The sequence below is a fragment of the Kitasatospora sp. NPDC057518 genome (assembly GCF_042802075.1).
Taxonomy (GTDB): domain Bacteria; phylum Actinomycetota; class Actinomycetes; order Streptomycetales; family Streptomycetaceae; genus Kitasatospora.
The window spans coordinates 1-19,398 of the sequence record NZ_JBHVEU010000022.1 but is presented as its reverse complement, the minus strand read 5'-3'; the positions used below and the strand labels follow the sequence as shown (position 1 = coordinate 19,398).

The window sequence follows — 19,398 nt, the reverse complement described above, 5'->3', positions numbered from 1 at the left end:
ACTGTAGCCACAACAGTGAGAACGATCGTTCTCACCGACGGAACGCCCATTCCGAGGAGCATCCATGCCCGAGACCGGCACCGAGCAGCGCCCGCCCCTGCCCCCGTTCACCGAGGAGACCGCCCACCAGAAGGTCCGGGCCGCCGAGGACGCCTGGAACACCCGCGACCCCCGACGGGTCGCCCTCGCCTACACACCGGACAGCCGCTGGCGCAACCGCTCCGAGTTCCTCACCGGCCGCGACCGGATCGCCGACTTCCTCACCCGCAAGTGGCAGCGCGAGCTGGACTACCGCCTGATCAAGGAGCTCTGGGCGTACGGCGGGGACCGCATCGCGGTCCGCTTCGCCTACGAATGGCACGACGGCGACGGCCACTGGTACCGCTCCTACGGCAACGAGAACTGGGAGTTCGACCGGAACGGCCTGATGGCCGAGCGGCACGCCTCGATCAACGACCTGCCGATCACCGCCGCGGAGCGGCTGTTCCACTGGCCGCTCGGCCGCCGCCCCGACGACCACCCGGGCCTCACCGACCTCGGCCTCTGAACCGGCACCCCGCGCGGGCCACGGCGCGCGCCCGTCCTGTTCCACGGCTGTGACACGGCCCGCATCCGCCGCTGACCCCGCCCCGCGAAGCTCCTCGTCGAGGTCGAAGTCGACTTCGGCACCGTCGTCCGCGACCTGGCCTGGCTCCCCGACGGCAGGACCATCGCGGTCCGCACCCCGGACGGCATCAGCACCCTGCCCGCCGACGGCTCGGCCGCGCCGACCCAGGTGTCCACCGTCAAGGACCTTCCCTCCTACCGGCCCTGATTCCGGCTCAGGCGGCGCGGCGGCCACCGGTACAGAACCGGGACGCCGTTACCGGAACCTGATCGTTTCGACGGCCGGCCGAGACCCGATCCACACGGGAGCCTGACATCCCGTGCCTACGGTGCCGTGCATGCCGAAGACACCCGGAACACCGACCACCGACCGCGCCATGCCCCGCAGGCTCGCCGCCGTGGGCGCTCTCCTGCTGAGTGCGACCACGGCGGCGGTGCTGCTGCCGAACACGGCCCTCGCCGCGGAGCGGGAGACCGCCACCACGCGCGCCGGCGCCACGACCGCGCAGGAGCGCGGCCGGATCGACGCCTACTGGACGCCCGACCGGATGAAGCTGGCGGGCGCCCTGGTCCCCGAGATCACGCCCCTGCCCGAGGACGACAACACGCCGGACGACCCGCGGCCGCTGCCCGCGGACACCCCGGACCCCGGGGCCGTGTGGACCCACGGCGGAGCGGTGGACCGGAGCGTCGGCCGGCTCTTCTTCACCTTCTCCGACGGCTACGACGGCAGTTGCACCGCGACCGTCGTCAACAGCGCCAACCGCAGCACGCTGCTCACGGCGGCGCACTGCCTGCGGGGCGTCGGGGCCCCCGCGACCGCCGACACCTGGAACCACAACCTCTACTTCGTGCCCGGCTACCGCAACGGGACCAAGCCGCTCGGCGGCTTCAGCATCAGGACCATGGCCACCTCCTCCCGCTGGGACGCCGATCGTGGCGGGACGACCTCGAACGACGTCGCCGTGGCCGGTTACGACACCGGGGTCCTGGTGGCGAACCCCTCGACCGGGGGGCGGCGGATCGCCGACGTCACCGGTGCCCAGCGGATCGCCTTCACCCCGCCCGCCGAGGGCGAGTTCGTCCACACCTTCGGCTATCCCAAGGACCGGCTGAACAACCCCGCCGCCACGTACTCCGGCTCGCGCATGATCCACTGCGCCGGACCGGCCCGCCCCGGCCCCCAGGCCCCGGTCCTGTGGGGCGAGTCCTGCGACATGTCCCACGGGGCCAGCGGCGGCCCCCACTTCGCCCGGTTCGACCCGGCCACCGGGACCGGCACCCTCGTCGGCGTCACCACCACCTCCGAGGAGCTCGCGGGCGGCCCGGTCAACACGCTGTACGCCACCCGCCTCGGGGACAGCGCCCACCGGCTCTACGACTGGGCGCAGAGCCGGGCGCTCTGACCCTCCGGCCCACGCCCCGGCCCGGCCGGCACCTCCCGCCGACCGGGCCACCGGGCCGCGAGGGCCACGAGCGCCACGAGGGCCACGAAAGCCGGGAGGGCCACCAGTGCTACGAGGGCTTCGCCAGCTCGACGCGCAGCTCGGCCAGGTGCTCGTCGGCCGACTCGTGCGGCAGGAACCCGACCACGTCGAGGAAGCGGAACAGCACCTGAGCCCCGGTGGCGGCGTACTCGTAGTCGCCGAACCCGACCACCGCGCCCGCGCCGCCGCGCACCGCACCCCGGACGGCGGCCGGATCCCCCGAACCCGCCGCGCCCGCCCGCAGCCGGGCGTTGGGGCGGGCCGGGTACGGGCAGACCATGGCGGCGTACAGCATGCAGGCCCGGTGGCCGGGGCCCTCCATGGTGGGCGCGAGGTTGCGGTACGGCTGCCCGGCCGCGAGCGCCCCCGCGATCGCGGGGCTTTCGGCGGCGCCGACCACCCGCCAGACCGGTCCGCGCTCCATGAACCGCCCGCACACCGAGCACGTGCGCTCCAGCGCGCACTCGGCGCTGCGCCCGTAGTCGGTCAGCGCGAACTGCGGCAGGCCGTCCTGCCAGGACGTGATCGCCGGTACGGGTTGCCCCGCCCGTCCCGGGGCCGCGCCCCCACACCGTCCGGCACCGGCACTCGTTCGAATCGCCCGCCCCCATCGATACCAGGGGCGGGCGCCACGGGTCGACCCCGGTACGGGAGCGGTGACGGACGTCTAGCCTTCCGGCGTCGTCTCCTGAGCGAGCATCACCTTCCGCAGCAGGTCCGCCAGTGTGCGCCGCTCCCCCTCGGACAGCACCCCCAGCAGCCGCTGCTCCTCCCGGCCCACCACGTCCAGGGCCTTGCGCCAGGCGGCGCGCCCGGCCTCGGTCAGGACGATGTCGACCTTCCGGCGGTCCTCCGTGGACGGCGTGCGCAGGACGAAGCCGCGCCGCTCCAGGGTCTCCAGCCGGCCGGTGACCGAGGCCGGGGCGAGGTTGAGGTCGGCCCGCAGGTCGGAGGGGGCGGCGTGGCCGCCGCGGCCGGCGAGCACGTGCAGGGTGTCGAACTCGTGCTTGTGCAGGCCGTAGTCGGCGACGCCCTGTTCGCGGACCCGGCCGAGGTGGCGGGTGAGCCGCCACATCCGGGTGACGGAGGCCTCGATGACCGGGTCGAGGTCGGGCAGCACCGGTTGCCAGCGGTCGACGTGACCGTCCGTCCAGTCGCGGGGCTCCGTCCGGTCGTGGGGCCCCGTCCGGCCGCGGGGCGGAGTGTGCTGTTCGGAAGGGTGCTCGGCCATGGGAAGGAGTCTACAAACCGCCACAGAAACGACGGCGTCAAAATATTCGTTGCCGAAATTTCGGCGCCGAAATACAGTACGGCGCGTGACAGCACACCCCTTGAGCCTGAGCGGCTTCCGCCTGCTCTTCATCGGCCGGACGGTCTCCACGCTCGGCGACGCCGTCGTCCCGGCCGCGCTCGCCATCGCCATCACCCGCGCCACCGGCTCGGCCGCCGCACTCGCCCTGGTCCTGGGCTGCGCGATGGTGCCGAAGCTGCTCCTCCTGCCGGTCGGCGGAGTGGTCGGGGACCGCTTCGATCCCCGCCTGGTCGCCCTCGGCACCGACCTCGTCCGGGCCCTCGCCCAGCTGCTCGTCGGCCTGGAACTGCTCGACGGACACCCCCGGCTGTCGCACGTCGCGGCCGCCTCGGCCGTCGGCGGCATCGCCTCCGCCTTCGCCATGCCCACCGCCTCGCCGCTGGTCGCGGCCACCGTCCGGGGCGAGCTGCGGCTGCGGGCCAACGCCCTGCTCGGCACCGCGACCGGCGCCGCCCGGCTCGGCGGCCCGGCGCTCGCCGGACTGCTGGTGTACACCGCCGGACCGGGCTGGGCGTTCGTCCTGGACGGCGCCTCCTTCGTCCTGAGCGCCGCCCTGCTCGCCCGGCTCCGCGTCGACCGCGCGACCGGCGACCCCGCACCCGACGACACCGCACCCGACGACACCGTGCCCGACGCCCCGCGCTCGCTGCGCCGGGACCTCGCCGAGGGCTGGAGCGAGGTGCGCTCCCGGGACTGGTACTGGACCAGCCTGATCGCCCACGGGGTGTGGAACGGCGCGAGCGCCGTGCTGCTCACCCTCGGCCCGCTGATCGCCGCCACCCGGCTCGGCGGGGACGGCGCCTGGGTGGCGCTGACCCAGGCTGGCGCGGTGGGCCTGCTGGTCGGCTCGCTGGTCGCCGCCCGGCTGCGGCCCCGCCGCCCGGTGCTGGCCGGCAACCTCGCCCTCGCGCTGTACGGGCTGCCGCTGCTCGCGCTCGCCCTCCCCGCCCCGGCGCCGGTCGCGGTGGCCGCGCAGGCGGTGGCGATGGCCGGGCTGGGCTTCCTCAACCCGCTCTGGGAGACGGTGGTCCAGCAGGACTTCCCGCCGGGGACGCTGGCCCGGGTCACCTCGTACGACTGGCTGCTCTCGCTGGCCGCCGCCCCGCTCGGCTACGTCCTGGCCCCGCTGGCCGCCGGGGCCTGGGGCGACCGGGTGCCGCTGCTGGCGGCGGCGGGGCTGGTGACGGCGGTCTGCGCGGGCACGGCGGCGGTGCCCGGCGTCCGGCGGTACGGCGCCCGGCGGACGACCGTGCCCGAGCCCGGGCCGCCGACCGAACGGCCACCGGCCCGGGCTCGGGATCAGGCGCGGGCGCGAACCCGAACCGGGGTCAAGGGCTGATCGCCGCCGGTCAGTTCCAGATGCCGGTGATGTCGGCGGCGGAGGCCGCGTTGCCCGCGTGGCCGGTGGTGCCGGCCAGGTCCTCCAGGGTGCGCAGCACGTTGTAGTGGTTGTAGGTGGTGGCGCTGCTGCTGCCGGGCGTCACGTGGGCGCCGTAGACCAGGGTCGGGATGCGGTTGCCGGACAGCTTGTTGTCCTCGTCGAAGGTGACGACCAGCAGGCTGTTGTGGGTCTGCGCCCAGGTGGCGTAGGCGCCCAGGTTGTTCTTGATCCAGGTGTCGCCGGTGCCGACCGAGCAGTCGTGCATGTCGCTGCAGAGGTTCGGCACCACGAAGGAGACGTTCGGCAGGGTGCTGTAGTCGGTCGGGAACTGGGCGAAGGTCTTCGCCGAGCTGACCGGGACGTTGCCGAAGCCGAACCACGGGTTGTGCTTCTGGGCGTAGCTGCCGCTGCTGCAGACGGTGCTGCCCTGGCTGGGCAGGGACTCGTTGTAGCTGCCCCAGGTCTTGCCGGCGGCGATGACCTCGGAGGCCAGGTTGGCCGCCTGGAAGCCGCCGACCGTCACACAGCTGTCGTCGACGGTGCCCTGGGTGGAGCCGGAGAACAGCGCGTAGTAGTTCGGCTCACTCGGGTGGGTGATGCCGAAGGACTGGGTGAGGTTGGCGCCGCCCGCCTTCAGGGTGTTGTTGAGGTACGGGGCGCTGCTGCTGCCGATGACCTGGGTGTAGGCGTGGTTCTCCATCACCACGACGACGATGTGGTCGGGCGTGGGCAGCGCGGCGGCCTGGGCGGTGGGGGCGGTGGCCGCCCAGAGGCCGGCGGAGGCGGCGAGCAGGGCGACGGCGGAGCCGATCGCGGTCGCGGTGCGGCGGGAGCGGGGGTTCAGGGGCTTTGTGGACGAAGTCATGACAATTCCTCGGCTAGGAGACGGCCCGGCGGGCAGCAGGACGCCGCCCCGGCCCCGCCGGCCCGGCCGGGGCGTGGGGAAGCTCCGTGGTCGGTGAGGGGAAGACCGGCGCGGCGGGCGCACCGGAGTGCGCGGAAGCGCCCGAACAGCATGGGGCCCCCGGGGTGACGCGGGCAGACGACGGCAGGTGAAACCTTGGCCCCGGAGCGGGAAACGAACGGTGCCACCGCCCCGACGCGCCGAAACCGCCACTGACAACGCGAAATGCGGGCGAACCGGTTCACATTGCCAGCAACCGCCCGGCCCAGTGATAGTGATCTTCGAACGGCGCGGTCCGACGCCGCGTCAGCTCACGAGAGAACCGAGGAACATGGCGAAGACCAGCCTTCTGCGTCCGCTCGCGGTGGCCGCCGCCGGCGCCGTCCTGGTGGCGACCGGTGCCCTGCCCGCCGCGGCCGCCGGCCAGGACACCACCGACCCGACCGCCCCCGACCTCACCGGTGTGCGCACCGCCCTCCAGGCCACCACCGCGGCCGGCGCCCCGGGCGCCTTCGCGGTGATCAGCGACCACGGCGCCGTCGACCGGACCCGCTCGGTGAACGTCGGCCTGGCCGACCTGGACGGGACCCCGATGAACTCCTCGTGGAGGTTCCGGGTCGGCAGCAACAGCAAGATGTTCGCCGCCGTTCTCGTGATGCAGCTGGCGCAGGAGGGCCGGATCGACCTCGACCGGCCGCTGCGCGAGTACCTGCCCGCGGACACCCTGCCGGAGAGCTGGACCATGACGGGCCGCCAGGTGATGGAGCACCGGGCCGGCGTCTACGACCACACCAACGACCTGCTGGAGCAGGCCGGCGAGGAGACCACCAGCGCGTTCGAGGCGCGCATCCGCAGCACCGTGTACGACCCGCGCGCGCTGGTCGCGATGTCGGTCAGGCACGGCCTGCAGTCGACCCCCGGCAGCCGCTACTCCTACTCCAACACCGACTACGTGCTGATGGGCCTGGCCGTCGAGCACCTCACCGGCCAGACCTTCCCGGAGGTGCTGAACGAGCGGATCATCCAGCCGCTCGGCCTGCACAAGACCTCCTTCGTGGTGCCCGACCAGAGCATCACCGGCACCCACGTCACCGGCTACCTCACCAACGACGACCGCACCAAGCCGCTGCTGGACTCCACCGCGCAGACCGGCTCCTGGGTGTGGGCCGCCGGGGCCGTCATCTCCGACGCCGGGGACCTCGACCGCTTCCTCACCGCGCTGATGGCCGGCGGCAAGGGCGGGCTCGTCTCGGACGCCTCGCTCCAGCAGATGACCGCCGCCCTGCCCACGCCCACCGCGAAGATCGCCTACGGTCTGGGCCTGCGCCGCATCTCGCTCTCCTGCGGGGACGTGTACGGCCACGGCGGCATCGTGCAGGGCTTCAACACCCAGTCCTTCACGACCCCGGACGGGCGGCGCAGCGTGGTGGTCTTCGCCAACGCCTCCAACAACGGCGCGGTGACGCAGGGCCTGATGAACACCCTGGAGCCGGCCTTCTGCGGCAAGCAGCCCACCGTCGCCCCGCGGACGGCCTTCGCGCCGGCCTCGGCCCTGGTCGGCTCGGCCCCGGTGGACACGCTGCCGGTGGTGGAGGACACCCGGATCTGACACCGGCCGTACGGCCCGCGCCCGCTCCCGCCTCCGGCCCGCTCCGGTCCGGCCGGGGGCGGGCGCTCGGCGTGACCGGACAGGGCCCCGGAGGGAACGGTCAGTGCCGGGCGCCCGCCGCCCGGGGGCCCTCCGCGCTCAGGTCGGTGAGCGCCTCGGTGAGCAGTTCGCGGGCCTCCTCCGCGCGGCCCTGCTCGATCAGCGCGGTGCCCAGCTCGGTCAGCGTCTTGGTCATGCTGTCCGGGCGGCCCACCGCCTCGAAGTGCACCAGGGCCTGCCGGTAGGCCTTCTCGGCGGCCGGCCAGCGCTTCAGTGCCGCGCGGTCCAGACCCAGTTCGTGCGCGGTCATGGCCGCCAGCAGGTGGATCAGCGGCGAGGACCAGCGCTCCACCAGCTCCAGCGCCCCGGCCAGGGCCCGCCGGCGCGATTCCACCGCCTCCTCCGCCCGGCCGGACTCCCGCAGGCAGTTGGCGGCGCCCCGCAGGGTGACCAGCCGGCCGATCATCGCGGAGCGGTTGGCCACCTCGGCGAAGGCGTCGGCCGCCCGGTGGAAGGCGTCGGTCGCCTCGCGGTGCCGCTGGAGGTAGCGCAGGCCCGAGGCGAGATAGGTCAGCGCCCAGCCCTGCTGCTCCCGGTCGCCCACCGCGCGGGCCAGCTCCAGCCCCTCGGTGGCCAGTTCGATGCCGCGCTGGTAGCGGTGCAGGCAGGTGACGTACGTCCAGGCCAGGTAGTTGACGTGCACCGCCTCGACCCGCTCGTCCCCGATCGCGCGGGCGGCGTCCGCCGAGAGCTGGAACACCTCGGCCCAGATGCCCCAGCTCAGCAGCCGGTCGGAGAACCAGTGCATCGCCTCGGCGGTGTCCACCACCTCCCGGTGGCGGCCGGCCCGCTGGGCCTGCTGCAGGGCGGCCAGCCACTCCGGGTGCTCGTACTCCAGCCAGGCGGCCGCCTCGGTGAGGTGCGCGGGGGCGGTGCCACCGGTGCCGGTCGCGTCCGTGGCGTGGTCGGGGTCGAACCGCAGGCCGTACTCGGCCGCCCGGCCGAGGATCCAGCGGCCGGCCCGGGTGCGGGCCTCGGCCAGTTCCTGGCCCGTCTCGTCGGCGGCCAGCCGCTCGCCGGCGTAGAGCCGCACCAGGTCGTGCAGGCGGTAGCGGTCCGGGGTGGCCGCCTGCATCAGCCCCGCGTCGACGAGCTGTTCCAGCACCAGTTCGGTGCGGGCCGCCGACCGGCCCGCGTAGGCCGCGGCGATCTCCGCGGTGAAGTCCTGGCCGGCGGTCAACGCGCAGCGGCGGAGGACGAGTTGGGACTCGGCGGGCAGCCGCCGGTAGGACAGCTCGAAGGCCGGGCGGACGGCCAGGTCGCCGGTCTCCAGCAGGTCCAGCCGGTTCTCCTCGGCGGCGAGCTGGCGCACCAGGTGGGCGACCGGCTGCTGCGGGCGGGCGACCAGGCGCTGCCCGGCGATCCGCAGCGCGAGCGGCAGGTAGCCGCAGAGCCTGGCCAGCTCGGCGGTGGCGTCGGGCGCCGCCTCGATCCGCTCGCGGCCGGCGATCCGGGCCAGCAGCCCGGCCGCCTCGGCCGGGGCCAGCACGTCCAGGCTCAGCCGGTGCACCGACTCCAGGCCGGGCAGCACGTTGCGGCTGGTCACGATGGTCACGGCCGGGCCGGAGCCGGGCAGCAGCGGGCGCACCTGGCTCTCGTCGGCGGCGTTGTCCAGCACCAGCACGAGCCGCCGCTCGCGGACCAGCGCCCGGTAGAGGCCGGCCCGCTCCTCCGTCCCGGCGGGCACCGCGGCGTCGGCGACGCCCAGGGCGCGCAGCACCTGGCCGAGCGCGTCCCGGGCGGGCAGCGGCTGCGGGGACATGCCGCCGAGGTCGAGGGAGAGCTGGCCGTCCGGGAAGCGCCCGGCCAGGGCGTGGGCGGCGTGCAGCGCGAAGGAGGTCTTGCCGAGGCCGGGCTGACCGCTGACCAGCACCACGCGCGGGTGGGCCGGGCGCTCGTCCTCCGCGAGGCGGGCGAGCAGGGCGAGGGCGTCCTCGCGGGCGGTGAAGTCGGCGATGTCGCGGGGCAGCGCGAGGGCGCTCTGGCCGAGCTCGGCGGGGATCGCGGGCGGGGCGTCGTCGCGGGCGCCGGCTGCGCGGGCGGTGGAGTCGGCGGAGGCTTCGCGCGGGGCCGGCCGGCCGGGCCGGGCCCGGCCTCCGGCGGGCGTCGGGGCCGGCCGCGCCCCGCGAGGGCGTCCGGACTGCGCGGCCCGGTCCAGCAGGTCCGCCTGCGCGCCGCCCAGCCCGAGCGCCTCGGCCAGGGCCCGTACGGTGCGCCGCTGCGGTCCGCGGGTGCGGCCGCGTTCCATGTCCCCGAGGGCGCGCAGGCTGACCCCGGCCGCCGCGGCGAGCTCCTCCTGGGTCAGGCCCGCCGCCACCCGGTGCCCGGCCAGCAGGCGGCTGAACTCGTTCGCGTCCGTGTCCGTGCCGCCCCCGGCCGCCATGCCCCGCCCCCACTCGCTCGGTCCTGCGCAGTTCCGCACTTCTGCCTGGAGTCGCCTCCGGCGGTTCGCTGCGGTGCGCTCCAGGCAGAAGTATGCCCCGGCGGACAGGTTCCTCCTATTCCGCCCTCTCCCGGGGCATCCGCCCAGGTCAGGAGGGACGGGTACGGGCGGGGCGGCGGGGCGGGGGCGGTTCCGCGAGGGGCGGGACGCCGGTAGTTCCGCCTGTGGTTCCGCTGGTCGAACAGCGGATTCCCGCCACCGGCGGCCGGCCCCGGTCCATGCCGGACCCCTGCGCCGGACCTCCACCCCGGTCTCCTGCGCCGGGCCGCTACGCCGGCCGCCTCGCCTCCGCACCCTCGACCGTGCGCCCGAGGGCGTCCAGCAGGTCGGCGAGCAGGTTGTGGGAGCGGGCCTCGAGGGCCGGGTCGCCGACGGTGCGGCCGAGGGCGACGGCGAGCCGGGCCGAGGAGAGCGCGGCGTCCCGGCGGCCGAGCGCGTGCAGGGCGCGGGCCCGGCTGTGGGTGGCGAGGACGGCCTCGGCGCCGCCGGAGCGGGCGGTGGCGGCGCGTACCGCCTCGTCGGCGTGGCGCAGGGCGGGCCCGGGGTCGTCGGCCAGGACCAGCGCGTCGGCGAGGTCGGTGAGCGCGCGGACCAGCAGGTGGTCGGTGGCCGGGGTGCGGGCGGCGGCGACCAGGTCGCCGAGCATGGGCACCGCCCGCTCGTACCGGCCGGCCCGCAGCAGCGCGGCGGCCACCCGGCTGCGGCAGTGGTGGCGCAGCGCCGCGTCGCCGGACCGGTCGGCGGCCGCGACGGCCCGCTCCAGGGTGTCGGCGGCGGTGCGGTGGGCCGCGCGGTCGACGTGCAGGACGGCGAGGTCGGTGGCGAGCCGGGCCACCGCCGCCTCGTCCCGGTCGGTGTGGGCGGCGCGCAGTCCGGCCTCGACCACGGCCCGCCAGTGCGTCCGGTCGTGGCCGGTGGTCTCGTACAACCGGCAGGCCCGGTGAGCGAGTTGCCAGGCCGCGGCGGGCCGTCCCTGCTGCTCGGCGCAGACCACCACCGCGCGCAGGGCGCTCTCCTCGCGGCGGAACCAGGCCCCCGCGCCCACGGTCGCCGCGCCGCCGGCCGTCCAGCCGGCGGTGACGTCGAGGTAGTGGGCGATCAGCCGGTCGAGGGCGAGGAACCGTTCGTCGCAGGTGAGTTCGGCGGCCTGCGCGGCGGCGTGGCGGCGGACCAGCTCGCGCCGGGCGTACCGGCCGGGGCCGCTCTCCTCCAGCAGGTGGACGGCGTCCAGCCGGGTCAGCAGGGTGCGGGTGGCGGCGGGCGGGAGGTCGGCGAGGGCGGCGGCGGTGTCGGTGTCGAGCTCCGCGCCGGGGTGCAGGCCGAGCAGGGTGAACAGCCGGGCGGCGTCGGGCGCCAGTGTGCGGTACGTCCGGTCCAGCGCGGCGGTGAGGCCGAGCGGGCCGCCGGCGGTGCCGGTGCCGGAGAGGGCCGCCGGACCGGTCTGCTCGTCGGCGAGTTCGGCGGCGAGGTCGGCCACGGACCAGTCGGGCCGGGCGGCCAGCCGGGCGGCGGCCAGGCGCAGCGCGAGCGGCAGGTGGTCGCAGCGCTCGGCGAGTTCCGCGACCGCCTCCGGCTCACCGGCCGTGCGGTCCTCGCCGAGGACGCGGGCGAGCAGGGCGGCGGCCTCCTCGGGGCCGAGCACCCCCAGCGGCAGCGGGATGCCGCCGGTGCGGACCACCAGGTGGCGCAGCCGGCTGCGGCTGGTGACGATCGCGACCGGGGCGGGCTCGCTGTCGGTGGCCGGTGGGTCGGGCAGCAGCGGGGCGAGCTGCTCGTAGGAGGCGGCGTCGTCCAGCACGACCAGCATCCTTCGGCCGCCGACCAGTTCGCGGTAGCGGCGGGCGCGGTCCTCGGGGTCGCGGGGCAGGGCGTCCGGGGCCGTACCGAGCGCGGTGAGCAACTCGCCGAGCACCTCGGCGGGTTCGCGCGGCCCGTCCGGGTCGAAGCCGCGCAGCTCGGCGTGGAGGACGCCGTCCGGGAAGTAGGCGTCGCCGCGCCGGGCCGTCCACTGCCGGACCAGGCTGGTCTTGCCGACCCCGGCGGGGCCGGTGACCAGGATCGGGCGGCCGTCCCGGGCGGCGGGCACCACCTGGTCCAGCCGGGCGAGTTCGTCCGTCCGGCCGACGAACCGGCGGTCGGCGGCGGGCCGGGCGCCGGACTGCTCGCCGGCCAGGCGCAGCTCCGGGCCGGGCGGCCGGGGGAGCCGGGCCACCGCGCGCTCGTAGCGCTCCCGCGCCTCGGCGCTCCGCCCGTCCTGCTCCAGGCAGCGCACCAGCCGGGCGGCCAGCGTCTGCCGGGCGGGGTGGCCGTCGGCGGCCTCGGCGAGTTCGGCGGCCAGTTCGCCGCCCCGGCCGTCCCGGAGCAGGCCGTCGGCCAGCCGTTCCAGGGCGCGCAGCCGCAGGTCGGTCAGGTACGGGAGGGTCCGCTCGCGCAGCAGGGCGGAGCCGCAGTCGGCGAGCGCCGGGCCGCGCCACAGGTCCAGCGCGGCGCGCAGCAGGGGCGGGGCGCCGTCCGCCGGCGCGGCCTCCACCGGCGCGGCCTCCATCGGGGCGGGCTCCGGCGGGGCGGTCCCCGGCGGGGCACCGTCCAGCGGGGCGGCGGGCTCGGGGAGCAGCACGCCGGCCTGTTCGCAGAGCCGGCCGAAGCGCAGCACGTCGACCCGGTCGGGCTCACCGGCCAGCAGGTAGCCGGCCCCCCGGGTGCCCAGCTCCAGCCCGGAGCCGTCCAGCAGTTGGCGCACCGCCGCGACGTGGCCCTGCAGGGCGGCCCGCGCGGTGGGCGGCGCGCAGCCCTCCCAGACCAGCTCGATCAGCTCCTCGGTGGCCACCGTCCGGTTCAGCCGTACGGCGAGCGCGCTCAGCAGCGCCCGGCGCTTGGGGGCCGAGGGCGTCACCGCCGTCCCGTCCTCCCGCCGCACCACCACCGGCCCGAGCAGATCGATGTGCACGCGCCCGTTCCCCTCCCCCACCATCCGTCGACTCCCCGGCTGGTTCGAGGATAGGGCCGACCGGGCCCTTGACGTCGGCCGTACGGTACCGGGCCGGTACGACACCGGCGCCGCGTCCGCGGCTCCTAGCCGAGCGGCCACCGCGGCACGGCCCCGCGTCCGCCGCTCCGGACGGGCCGGGCACGGCGGCACGGCCCCGCGTCCGCCGTCCGGTGCAACCGTCACCGGCCCCATCGGCATCCCTCTCAGGGGTGCCCCGTGGAGCCCGGTCGGACCGGGGGCGGGCGCCCCGCGCGGGCGGGCGTCCGAGGGCGGGAGCAGCCGTCCGGCGTGGACCGGACAGGTTCTCGCACTACACTGCTCCACCCCGAGGGCCGATGGCCGCTTCGGGTGTGATGTGCGGTTTTGGGGCGAGGTGGGGGGTACCGGTGCGGATTCGGCTGCTCGGGCCGGTGGAGTTGCGGGTCGGGGCGGACGGCTTCGCGAGCGTGGCGGGTGCCCAGCGGCGGGCCGTCCTGGCGATGCTGGCGCTGCGGTTGGGGCTCGTGGTCACCATGGACCAGCTGTGCGAGCTGCTCTGGGACGAGCAGCCGCCGCCCACCGCCCGGGCGGCCGTGCAGGGGCACGTCGCCGCGCTGCGGAAGGTGCTCGCCGACACCCCGTTCGAGCTGCACACCCGGGACTCCGGCTACCTGCTGACCGGGCCGGCCGACGCCGTGGACGCGCTGCGCTTCGAGGAGCTCGCCGGCGAGGCCGAGGGGCAGGCCGGCCTCGGCGACTGCACCACGGCGGTCGCGCTGCTGGAGGAGGCGCTGCGGCTGTGGCGCGGCGAGGCGCTGGCCGACCTGCCCGAAACCCCCCTGCGGGACGCCGCGGTGGACCGGCTGAGGCAGTCCCGCACCGCCGCCCTGCTCTGCTGGGCCGGGCTGCGGCTGGGCCAGGGCGCCGGGGCCTCGGCCGTGCCGCTGCTGAAGCACGGGGTGCGGCTGGACGGGCTGCGCGAGGAGCTGGTGGCCATGCTGATGCGCTGCCTGCACCAGGCGGGCCGGTCCGCGGAGGCGCTGACCGCCTACCACCAGGCCCGGATCCGGCTGGACGACGAACTGGGCATCAACCCCGGCCCGGCGCTGCGCGCGGCGCTCGCCGAGGTGCTGGCCGACGACCGTACGGCGGAGCCGCCGCCCGCCGCTGCGCCGGCCCCCGGAGCGGCCCCGCAGCCCGCGCCGGTGCCGCGCCGACTCCCCCGCCGCCACCCGGACTTCGTCGGCCGCACCACCGACCTGGCCCGCCTCGACCTGGCCTGCGGGACCGGCCGCGCCGGGGACGGCCCGGTGCTGGTGGTCGGCCCGGCCGGGGTCGGCAAGAGCGCGCTGGTCACCACCTGGGCGCACCGGGCCGCCGACCGCTTCCCGGACGGACTGCTCCACGCCGAACTGCACGGCCTCGCCCCGGACGGCCCCGCCCGGCCCGAGGCCGTCCTGGCCGGCTTCCTGCGCGCGCTCGGCGTACCGGAGGACGGCGTCCCCGAGGGGCGCGCCGCCCGGGCCGCGCTCTACCGCGAGCGCACCCGGGGCCGGCGGCTGCTGGTGCTGCTGGACGACGCCGCCGACGCGGACCAGGTCGCCGACCTGCTGCCCGCCGGCCCGGCCGGCACCGCCGTGGTCACCGGCCGGGGCTCGCTGGAGAGCCTGGTCGCCGTCGAGGGGGCCACCCTGCTGCGCCTGGCCGCGCTGCCCGAGGACGACGCCCTGCACCTGCTGGAGCGCGCCCTGACGCCCGAGCGGCTGCGCGCCGAGCCGGAGGCCGCCGCCCGCCTCGCCGGGCTCTGCGACCACCTGCCGCTCGCCCTGCGGATCGCCGCCGCCCGCCTGGCCGACCGGCCGGACCGGACGATCGCCGGGCTGGTCGCCGAACTCGCCGACGAACGGACCAGGCTGGCCGTCCTGGACGCCGACGGCACGCTCTCCGTCGCGGGCCGGCTCGGGCTGACCCACCGCCGGCTCTCCGCACCCGCGGCCGAACTGCTCACCGCCCTGGCCGCCCACCCCGGCCGCGAGGTGGACACCCCGGCGGGCGCCGCCCTGCTCGGCAGCGACACCGCGACCGCCCACCGGGTGCTCGGCGAGCTGGCCTCCCACCACCTGCTCACCGGCACCGCCCCCGGCCGCCACGCCCGTACCGACCTGGTCCGGCTGTACGGCGCCGGGCTGCTCGCCGAACGGCCCGAACAGCACCGGCGGCTGCTGCGCGACCGCCTGGCCGACCACTACCTCACGGCCCTCGGACACTGCGGGTCCTTCCTCGACCCCGGCCAGGAGGACACCGCCCCGCCCGCCGGTCCGGCGCAGGCCCTCCCGGCCGTCGGCGACATCCGCACCGCGCTCGACTGGTTCGACGCCGAGGAGCCGGCGGTCTCCGCGCTGGTCGCGTCCCCCGACACCGACCCGGCCCGGGCCTGGCGGCTCGCGCTGACCTGCGGCTCGCTCTACTACGGCGCCAGCCGCTTCACCGACTGGCTCGCCAGCGCCCGGCTGGGGCAGGCCGCGGCCGAACGGTGCGGCGACCCCGTCGCGGTCGCGCTGCTGCTCAACTGCCGGGCGCAGGCCCTGGTCGCGCTGGAACGCCGGCAGGAGTCCGCGGAGGCGGCCCGGAAGGCGGTCGCCGCGGCCGAGTCCGCCACCGGGCCCGCCGCCGCGTCCGCGCACGTCCGGGCCCTCGCCACGCTGGCGCTGGTCACCGCGATGCTCGGCCACGCCGCCGAGGCAGAGCGGCTGGCCGCCGCCGCCACGGCGCTCGCCCTGGAGTCCGGCGACCGCCGCCGGCTGGTCGACGCCAAGGTGCACCAGGGCTGGGTCAGCCTGGCCGCCGGGGACCGGGAGGGCGCCCAGCGCCGGTCCCGGGAGGCCCGCGAGCTGCTGCCGGCCACGCCCGTCACCCAGGTCCACCTCTGGTCGCTGCTGACCGAGGCGCAGGCCCTCGCGCCGACCGTCCGCGACGACGCCGCCGACCTCGCCTGGCACCGGCTGCTCGCCGCCTGCGAGGAGGCCGGCCTGCTGTACCTGCACGCGGTGGCCGAACAGTCCTACGCCGCCTACCTGTTGGCCCGGGGACGGGAACCGGAGGTGCGCGGCCGGCTGCGCACGGCGCTGGACCGCTTCCGCTCGCACGACCGGCAGGCGGGCCACTGCAGCGAGTTCACCACCAGCCTGGAGGAGTCGCTCAACCTCCGCACCGGCCGGCGGGCGACGGACGACTGAACCGGACGGTCGGCGCGAGGGGCCGCGCCCCGGTCGGCCGGTGCTCCTGTCCATCCGGAGCCGGACGGCCCCGTCAGCCGGCCGCCGAGGCCGCCCCGCGCACCGTCGGGGCGTACCCGTGCTCCGTCGCCAGCACCGGGCGCAGCGCCCGGATCGCGTAGAAGTTGCGGGACTTGACCGTCCCCGGCGGCACCCCCAGCCGGGCCGAGGCCTCCAGCACCGAGCGGTCCTTGAGGTGGAGTTCGACCAGCACCTCGCGGTGGTGCTTCTGCACCCGGCGCAGCGCCAGCGCGAGGTCCCGGGCCACCACCACCTGCTCGTACGGGTCGTCGGCGACCGGCCGGTCCTCGACCGTCTCGCCGATCACCTCCTTGGCGCGGGCGGCGGCCATCCGGTAGTGGTCGATCGCGATCCGCCGGGCGACCGTGAACAGCCAGGGCCGGGCCGCCTCCGCGCCGGCGGCCAGCGCCTCCGGGTGCTGCCAGGCGCGCAGCAGGGTCTCCTGGAGGATGTCCTCGGCCTTGCCGCGGTCCCCGCCGGTGGCCCGCAGCAGCGCGCGCAGCAGGTAGCCGCCGTGCAGCCGGTGGATCTCGGCGAGCACGTCGGGGTCGAGGGTCGGGCGGGCCGGGGCGGTGGCGCCCTCCGGCGCGGCGGCCGGACCCTCGGACGGCGGGGTGACGGACGTGGGCTGGGCGACGGACGGCTTCGACACGCGCTACCTCTCAGGTCGGGCAGGGGGCGCAGCACGGGCAGGGGACGCAGCACGGGCAGGGCGTGCTGGGCACCGCCGGAGATCCCCGGCGGTGGCTGCACCAGCACACTGCCGGAGCCCGCCAAGTCCGCACCAAGGATCCGCCAACGCCCCCGCCCGGGGCACTCGGGCCGCCCCCGAGTGCCACCGTTGGCGGGCGCCGACGACTGTTGGCCGGTCGTTAGCGGCCGTGAGCTGCGGCTTCCTCCGCCACCGCCCGGTTCGGCGCCCGGCCCCCCGCCGAGCGCCGCACCGGGCCGCGGTGTCAGCCCTCGGCGAGCGCCCCGAGCAGCTCCCGCACCCCGTCCTCGCCCCGGTGCTCGATCAGCACCGCGACCCAGCCCGCCAACAGCTGCCGCTCCGCCGCCGACCACACCGGTGCCGACGGGTGCTCGTCCACCACCAGCGCCGTCGCCACGCCCAGCAGCCCCGACTCCGGCCGCGGCCGCTCCTCCGGCGCCGCACGCAGCGCCAGCCGCCGGGCGACCGCGATCACCCGCTCCGCCGCCGCCTCGGGCACCGCCAGCCCGGCCGGCCCGGCCGCGCTCGGCGCCCCGGCCCGCACCAGGGCCGCGACGAACTCCCGCGCCTCCGGCCCGTCCGCGGCCATGCCGCGGCCCTCCCCCGTCCCGTTCACGGGACTCACGCTCCTTCCGACTCGGTGACACTCGGCGGACGCCGGGTGCCACCCGATGACGGTACCGATCGGTAGCCGGTCGGGCGGAGGGTTTTCTCGTTACGGGCCTCCCGAAGCGACAGGGGGCGCGCCGTGCGCCCTGTTCCGCTCAACGGGCCCTCCACCACCAGCGGTTCAGCTGAACCGGAGGGTAGCCTTCAGCCGTACTCCCGGCTGTACGGGTAGACCGTACGGTCGGCCGGACCGGAGGCACCCGTCCGGCGCACCAGGGACCGGGAGGTCGTCCGATGGCTTACTCCGACGGCACCGCGGGCGCGGGCGGCACCGCCCAGGCCGCACCCGACTACTCGCCGGCCGTCTGGCCCGAGCCCGTCGCCCTGCTGCCCCCACTGCCCCGGCTGCCCCCGCGCCCGCTGGACCCGCTCGGCACCGTCCTGATCCCGCCCGCCGAACGGCGGCCGTCCACCCGGGAGCCGGCCGTCGGACCGTCCTCGGCGGCGCCGCTTCCGTTCCTGCCGCCGAGCCCGCCTGCCCTCGCACCGCTACCCGCACCGCCCGTACCGCGCCTCGACACCGACCGCCCGCGCACCCTGCGGCTCGCCCTCCCCGGCGGCGGCGAGGCACGGCGGCGGCGCCTGCTCGACCGCGTCCGGGCGCCGCTGCGGACCCGCCACCGGATCGCCGTCCTGGGCGGCCCCGCCGAGGGGGCCACCGCCCTCCTCGGCGCCCTGCTCGCGGAACACCGGGCCCACCCGGTGCTCGTCCTCACCACCGCCGGGCCCGCCGGGAGCGAATGCCGCACGGGCGGCCGGGTGCTGCGGTCCGTACGGCCGGACCCGGCCGCCCTGCGGGAGGCCCTCGGCGAGGCCGACGGCCACTACCCGGTGGTCCTCGCGGACACCACCGGCGCCCCGGCCGAGGTCCGGCTCGCCGCCGTCGAACACGCCGACCGGCTGCTCCTCTGCGCCCCGGCCTCCGCCACCGGAGCCCGCACCGCCGACGCCCTCCTCGACCACCTCGCCGCCCTCGGCCACCACGGCCTGGCCCGCGGGGCGGTCGCCGCCTTCACCCCCGCCCCGCCCACCGACCGCCCGGTCGCCGACCGCGACCTCCTCCCCCACTTCCGCACCCGCTGCCGCGCCGCCCTCACCCTCCCGGCCGCCCCCGCCGCCCTCCGCTCCCGGGCCCGCCTCGACTACCTGGAGCTCGCCGCCCTCATCGGCGACGGCATGGCCGAGCACCGCTGAGCCGCCCCGAGCGTGCCGCCGCCAGGATGTCCGCCAAGCGCTCCATCGGGGGCACCGCCTCGCACAACGCCGCCTCCGCCTGGTCGAGCGCGGCGACGAAGCCGAGCACCAGCTCTCTCGCCGTCGGCGGTTGTCGATCCGTCATCAGGGCCCTCCGTTCCCGTGCCGTGCCGTCCTTCAGCCGCCGGGCGTATCCGGTCCCTGAGGGGCCCTGATGGTCCCACGGCGCCGATCACCACGACGAGCGGATTCCTCCCGTCAGGCCCTCGGCCCCGGCCGGACGACCGGCTCGGAAGCGGCGCCCCGTCGGCTCGCCTCCGCACGGCCCGGGCGCCGGCCCCTGGCACGCGGGGCCACGGCGGCGGCCACCGCCGCCAGGGCGACGGCCGCGAGGACGGTGAGGGCGAGGAGGCCCGCCTCGATGCCGGCGCCGCTCTCGGGTGGAGCGGGGCGCGTGGTGAGGACGACCGCCGGGGTGGCAGCGGCGACGGGGCCGACGGTGCCGTGGCCGTACTGATGGCCAGGGCCGCGGGAGGCGGCGGCTTGCCGGTCTTCGGCCGGCTGGTCGACGGTCAGGTCCGGGCGGTGGCCGAGGACGAGGGCGGCGGCGGCCGAGCCCGGGTCGGGCGCCGCCCCGGGGGGGGGCGGGGGCGGGGGGACGCGGAGGTGGCGAACCGGTCGGCCCGGGTGTGCAGCGGCCGCACCAGGCTGAGTTAGT

The 19,398-nt window shown here is 76.9% G+C and carries 13 protein-coding genes; 6 read left to right on the top strand and 7 right to left on the bottom strand.

The window, feature by feature from the left end; genetic code table 11:
- Positions 1-64: 64 nt before the first annotated feature.
- Both ACFU7Z_RS04125 and ACFU7Z_RS04120 read left to right on the top strand, forming a co-directional pair.
- Positions 65-547 (top strand): DUF1348 family protein, encoded by a 483-nt coding sequence (locus ACFU7Z_RS04125; RefSeq protein ID WP_380775817.1) that lies wholly within the window; start codon positions 65-67, stop codon positions 545-547.
- A gap of 397 nt (positions 548-944) precedes the next feature.
- Complete coding sequence (locus ACFU7Z_RS04120; protein ID WP_380775815.1) at positions 945-2,012, top strand: trypsin-like serine peptidase; 1,068 nt, start codon at positions 945-947, stop codon at positions 2,010-2,012.
- A 109-nt stretch (positions 2,013-2,121) separates the two neighbouring features.
- Here the strand turns inward: ACFU7Z_RS04120 and ACFU7Z_RS04115 are convergent, their stop codons facing one another.
- Both ACFU7Z_RS04115 and ACFU7Z_RS04110 read right to left on the bottom strand, forming a co-directional pair.
- On the bottom strand, positions 2,122-2,517 hold the full coding sequence (locus ACFU7Z_RS04115; RefSeq protein WP_380775813.1) for a hypothetical protein: 396 nt from the start codon (positions 2,515-2,517) through the stop codon (positions 2,122-2,124).
- Positions 2,518-2,760: 243 nt separating this feature from the next.
- The gene (locus tag ACFU7Z_RS04110; protein WP_380775811.1) at positions 2,761-3,324 is read right to left on the bottom strand and encodes a MarR family winged helix-turn-helix transcriptional regulator; all 564 of its coding nucleotides are present in this window, start codon (positions 3,322-3,324) and stop codon (positions 2,761-2,763) included.
- An 85-nt stretch (positions 3,325-3,409) separates the two neighbouring features.
- Here ACFU7Z_RS04110 and ACFU7Z_RS04105 point away from each other — a divergent pair, with 85 nt between their 5' ends.
- Positions 3,410-4,744, top strand: coding sequence for an MFS transporter (locus tag ACFU7Z_RS04105; protein WP_380775809.1), 1,335 nt, complete (start codon positions 3,410-3,412; stop codon positions 4,742-4,744).
- A 10-nt stretch (positions 4,745-4,754) separates the two neighbouring features.
- Here ACFU7Z_RS04105 and ACFU7Z_RS04100 read toward each other — a convergent pair whose 3' ends face one another.
- Entirely contained in the window at positions 4,755-5,651 is an 897-nt protein-coding gene (locus ACFU7Z_RS04100; protein ID WP_074004937.1) for an alkaline phosphatase family protein, read from the bottom strand.
- Between the two features lie 370 nt (positions 5,652-6,021).
- Here ACFU7Z_RS04100 and ACFU7Z_RS04095 point away from each other — a divergent pair, with 370 nt between their 5' ends.
- Positions 6,022-7,299, top strand: coding sequence for a serine hydrolase domain-containing protein (locus ACFU7Z_RS04095; RefSeq protein WP_380775807.1), 1,278 nt, complete (start codon positions 6,022-6,024; stop codon positions 7,297-7,299).
- A gap of 100 nt (positions 7,300-7,399) precedes the next feature.
- Here the strand turns inward: ACFU7Z_RS04095 and ACFU7Z_RS04090 are convergent, their stop codons facing one another.
- Together ACFU7Z_RS04090 and ACFU7Z_RS04085 are read right to left on the bottom strand one after the other, a co-directional pair.
- Complete coding sequence (locus ACFU7Z_RS04090) at positions 7,400-9,781, bottom strand: ATP-binding protein (protein ID WP_380775805.1); 2,382 nt, start codon at positions 9,779-9,781, stop codon at positions 7,400-7,402.
- A gap of 328 nt (positions 9,782-10,109) precedes the next feature.
- Positions 10,110-12,788 (bottom strand): BTAD domain-containing putative transcriptional regulator, encoded by a 2,679-nt coding sequence (locus tag ACFU7Z_RS04085; protein WP_380775803.1) that lies wholly within the window; start codon positions 12,786-12,788, stop codon positions 10,110-10,112.
- Between the two features lie 428 nt (positions 12,789-13,216).
- On the opposite strand from ACFU7Z_RS04085, the gene ACFU7Z_RS04080 reads away from it, so the two are divergent.
- The gene (locus tag ACFU7Z_RS04080; RefSeq protein ID WP_380775801.1) at positions 13,217-16,045 is read left to right on the top strand and encodes a BTAD domain-containing putative transcriptional regulator; all 2,829 of its coding nucleotides are present in this window, start codon (positions 13,217-13,219) and stop codon (positions 16,043-16,045) included.
- Positions 16,046-16,118: 73 nt separating this feature from the next.
- Here ACFU7Z_RS04080 and ACFU7Z_RS04075 read toward each other — a convergent pair whose 3' ends face one another.
- Together ACFU7Z_RS04075 and ACFU7Z_RS04070 are read right to left on the bottom strand one after the other, a co-directional pair.
- A complete protein-coding gene (locus ACFU7Z_RS04075) occupies positions 16,119-16,757 on the bottom strand; it encodes a sigma-70 family RNA polymerase sigma factor (protein WP_074004942.1) in 639 nt (212 codons plus the stop codon).
- A 304-nt stretch (positions 16,758-17,061) separates the two neighbouring features.
- The gene (locus ACFU7Z_RS04070; protein WP_074004943.1) at positions 17,062-17,433 is read right to left on the bottom strand and encodes a hypothetical protein; all 372 of its coding nucleotides are present in this window, start codon (positions 17,431-17,433) and stop codon (positions 17,062-17,064) included.
- A gap of 287 nt (positions 17,434-17,720) precedes the next feature.
- Here ACFU7Z_RS04070 and ACFU7Z_RS04065 point away from each other — a divergent pair, with 287 nt between their 5' ends.
- Positions 17,721-18,680 carry a hypothetical protein gene (locus ACFU7Z_RS04065; RefSeq protein ID WP_380775799.1) on the top strand — a complete coding sequence of 320 codons (960 nt, stop codon included), beginning with the start codon at positions 17,721-17,723 and terminating at the stop codon, positions 18,678-18,680.
- Positions 18,681-19,398: the final 718 nt, after the last annotated feature.

Bases quoted from the DNA above. Each gene is read 5' to 3' on its own strand.
- ACFU7Z_RS04125 (WP_380775817.1), top strand. From the start codon at position 65: ATGCCCGAGACCGGCACCGAGCAGCGCCCGCCCCTGCCCCCGTTCACC.
- ACFU7Z_RS04120 (WP_380775815.1), top strand. From the start codon at position 945: ATGCCGAAGACACCCGGAACACCGACCACCGACCGCGCCATGCCCCGC.
- ACFU7Z_RS04115 (WP_380775813.1), bottom strand. From the start codon at position 2,517: ATGGAGCGCGGACCGGTCTGGCGGGTGGTCGGCGCCGCCGAAAGCCCC.
- ACFU7Z_RS04110 (WP_380775811.1), bottom strand. From the start codon at position 3,324: ATGGCCGAGCACCCTTCCGAACAGCACACTCCGCCCCGCGGCCGGACG.
- ACFU7Z_RS04100 (WP_074004937.1), bottom strand. From the start codon at position 5,651: ATGACTTCGTCCACAAAGCCCCTGAACCCCCGCTCCCGCCGCACCGCG.
- ACFU7Z_RS04095 (WP_380775807.1), top strand. From the start codon at position 6,022: ATGGCGAAGACCAGCCTTCTGCGTCCGCTCGCGGTGGCCGCCGCCGGC.
- ACFU7Z_RS04090 (WP_380775805.1), bottom strand. From the start codon at position 9,781: ATGGCGGCCGGGGGCGGCACGGACACGGACGCGAACGAGTTCAGCCGC.
- ACFU7Z_RS04065 (WP_380775799.1), top strand. From the start codon at position 17,721: ATGGCTTACTCCGACGGCACCGCGGGCGCGGGCGGCACCGCCCAGGCC.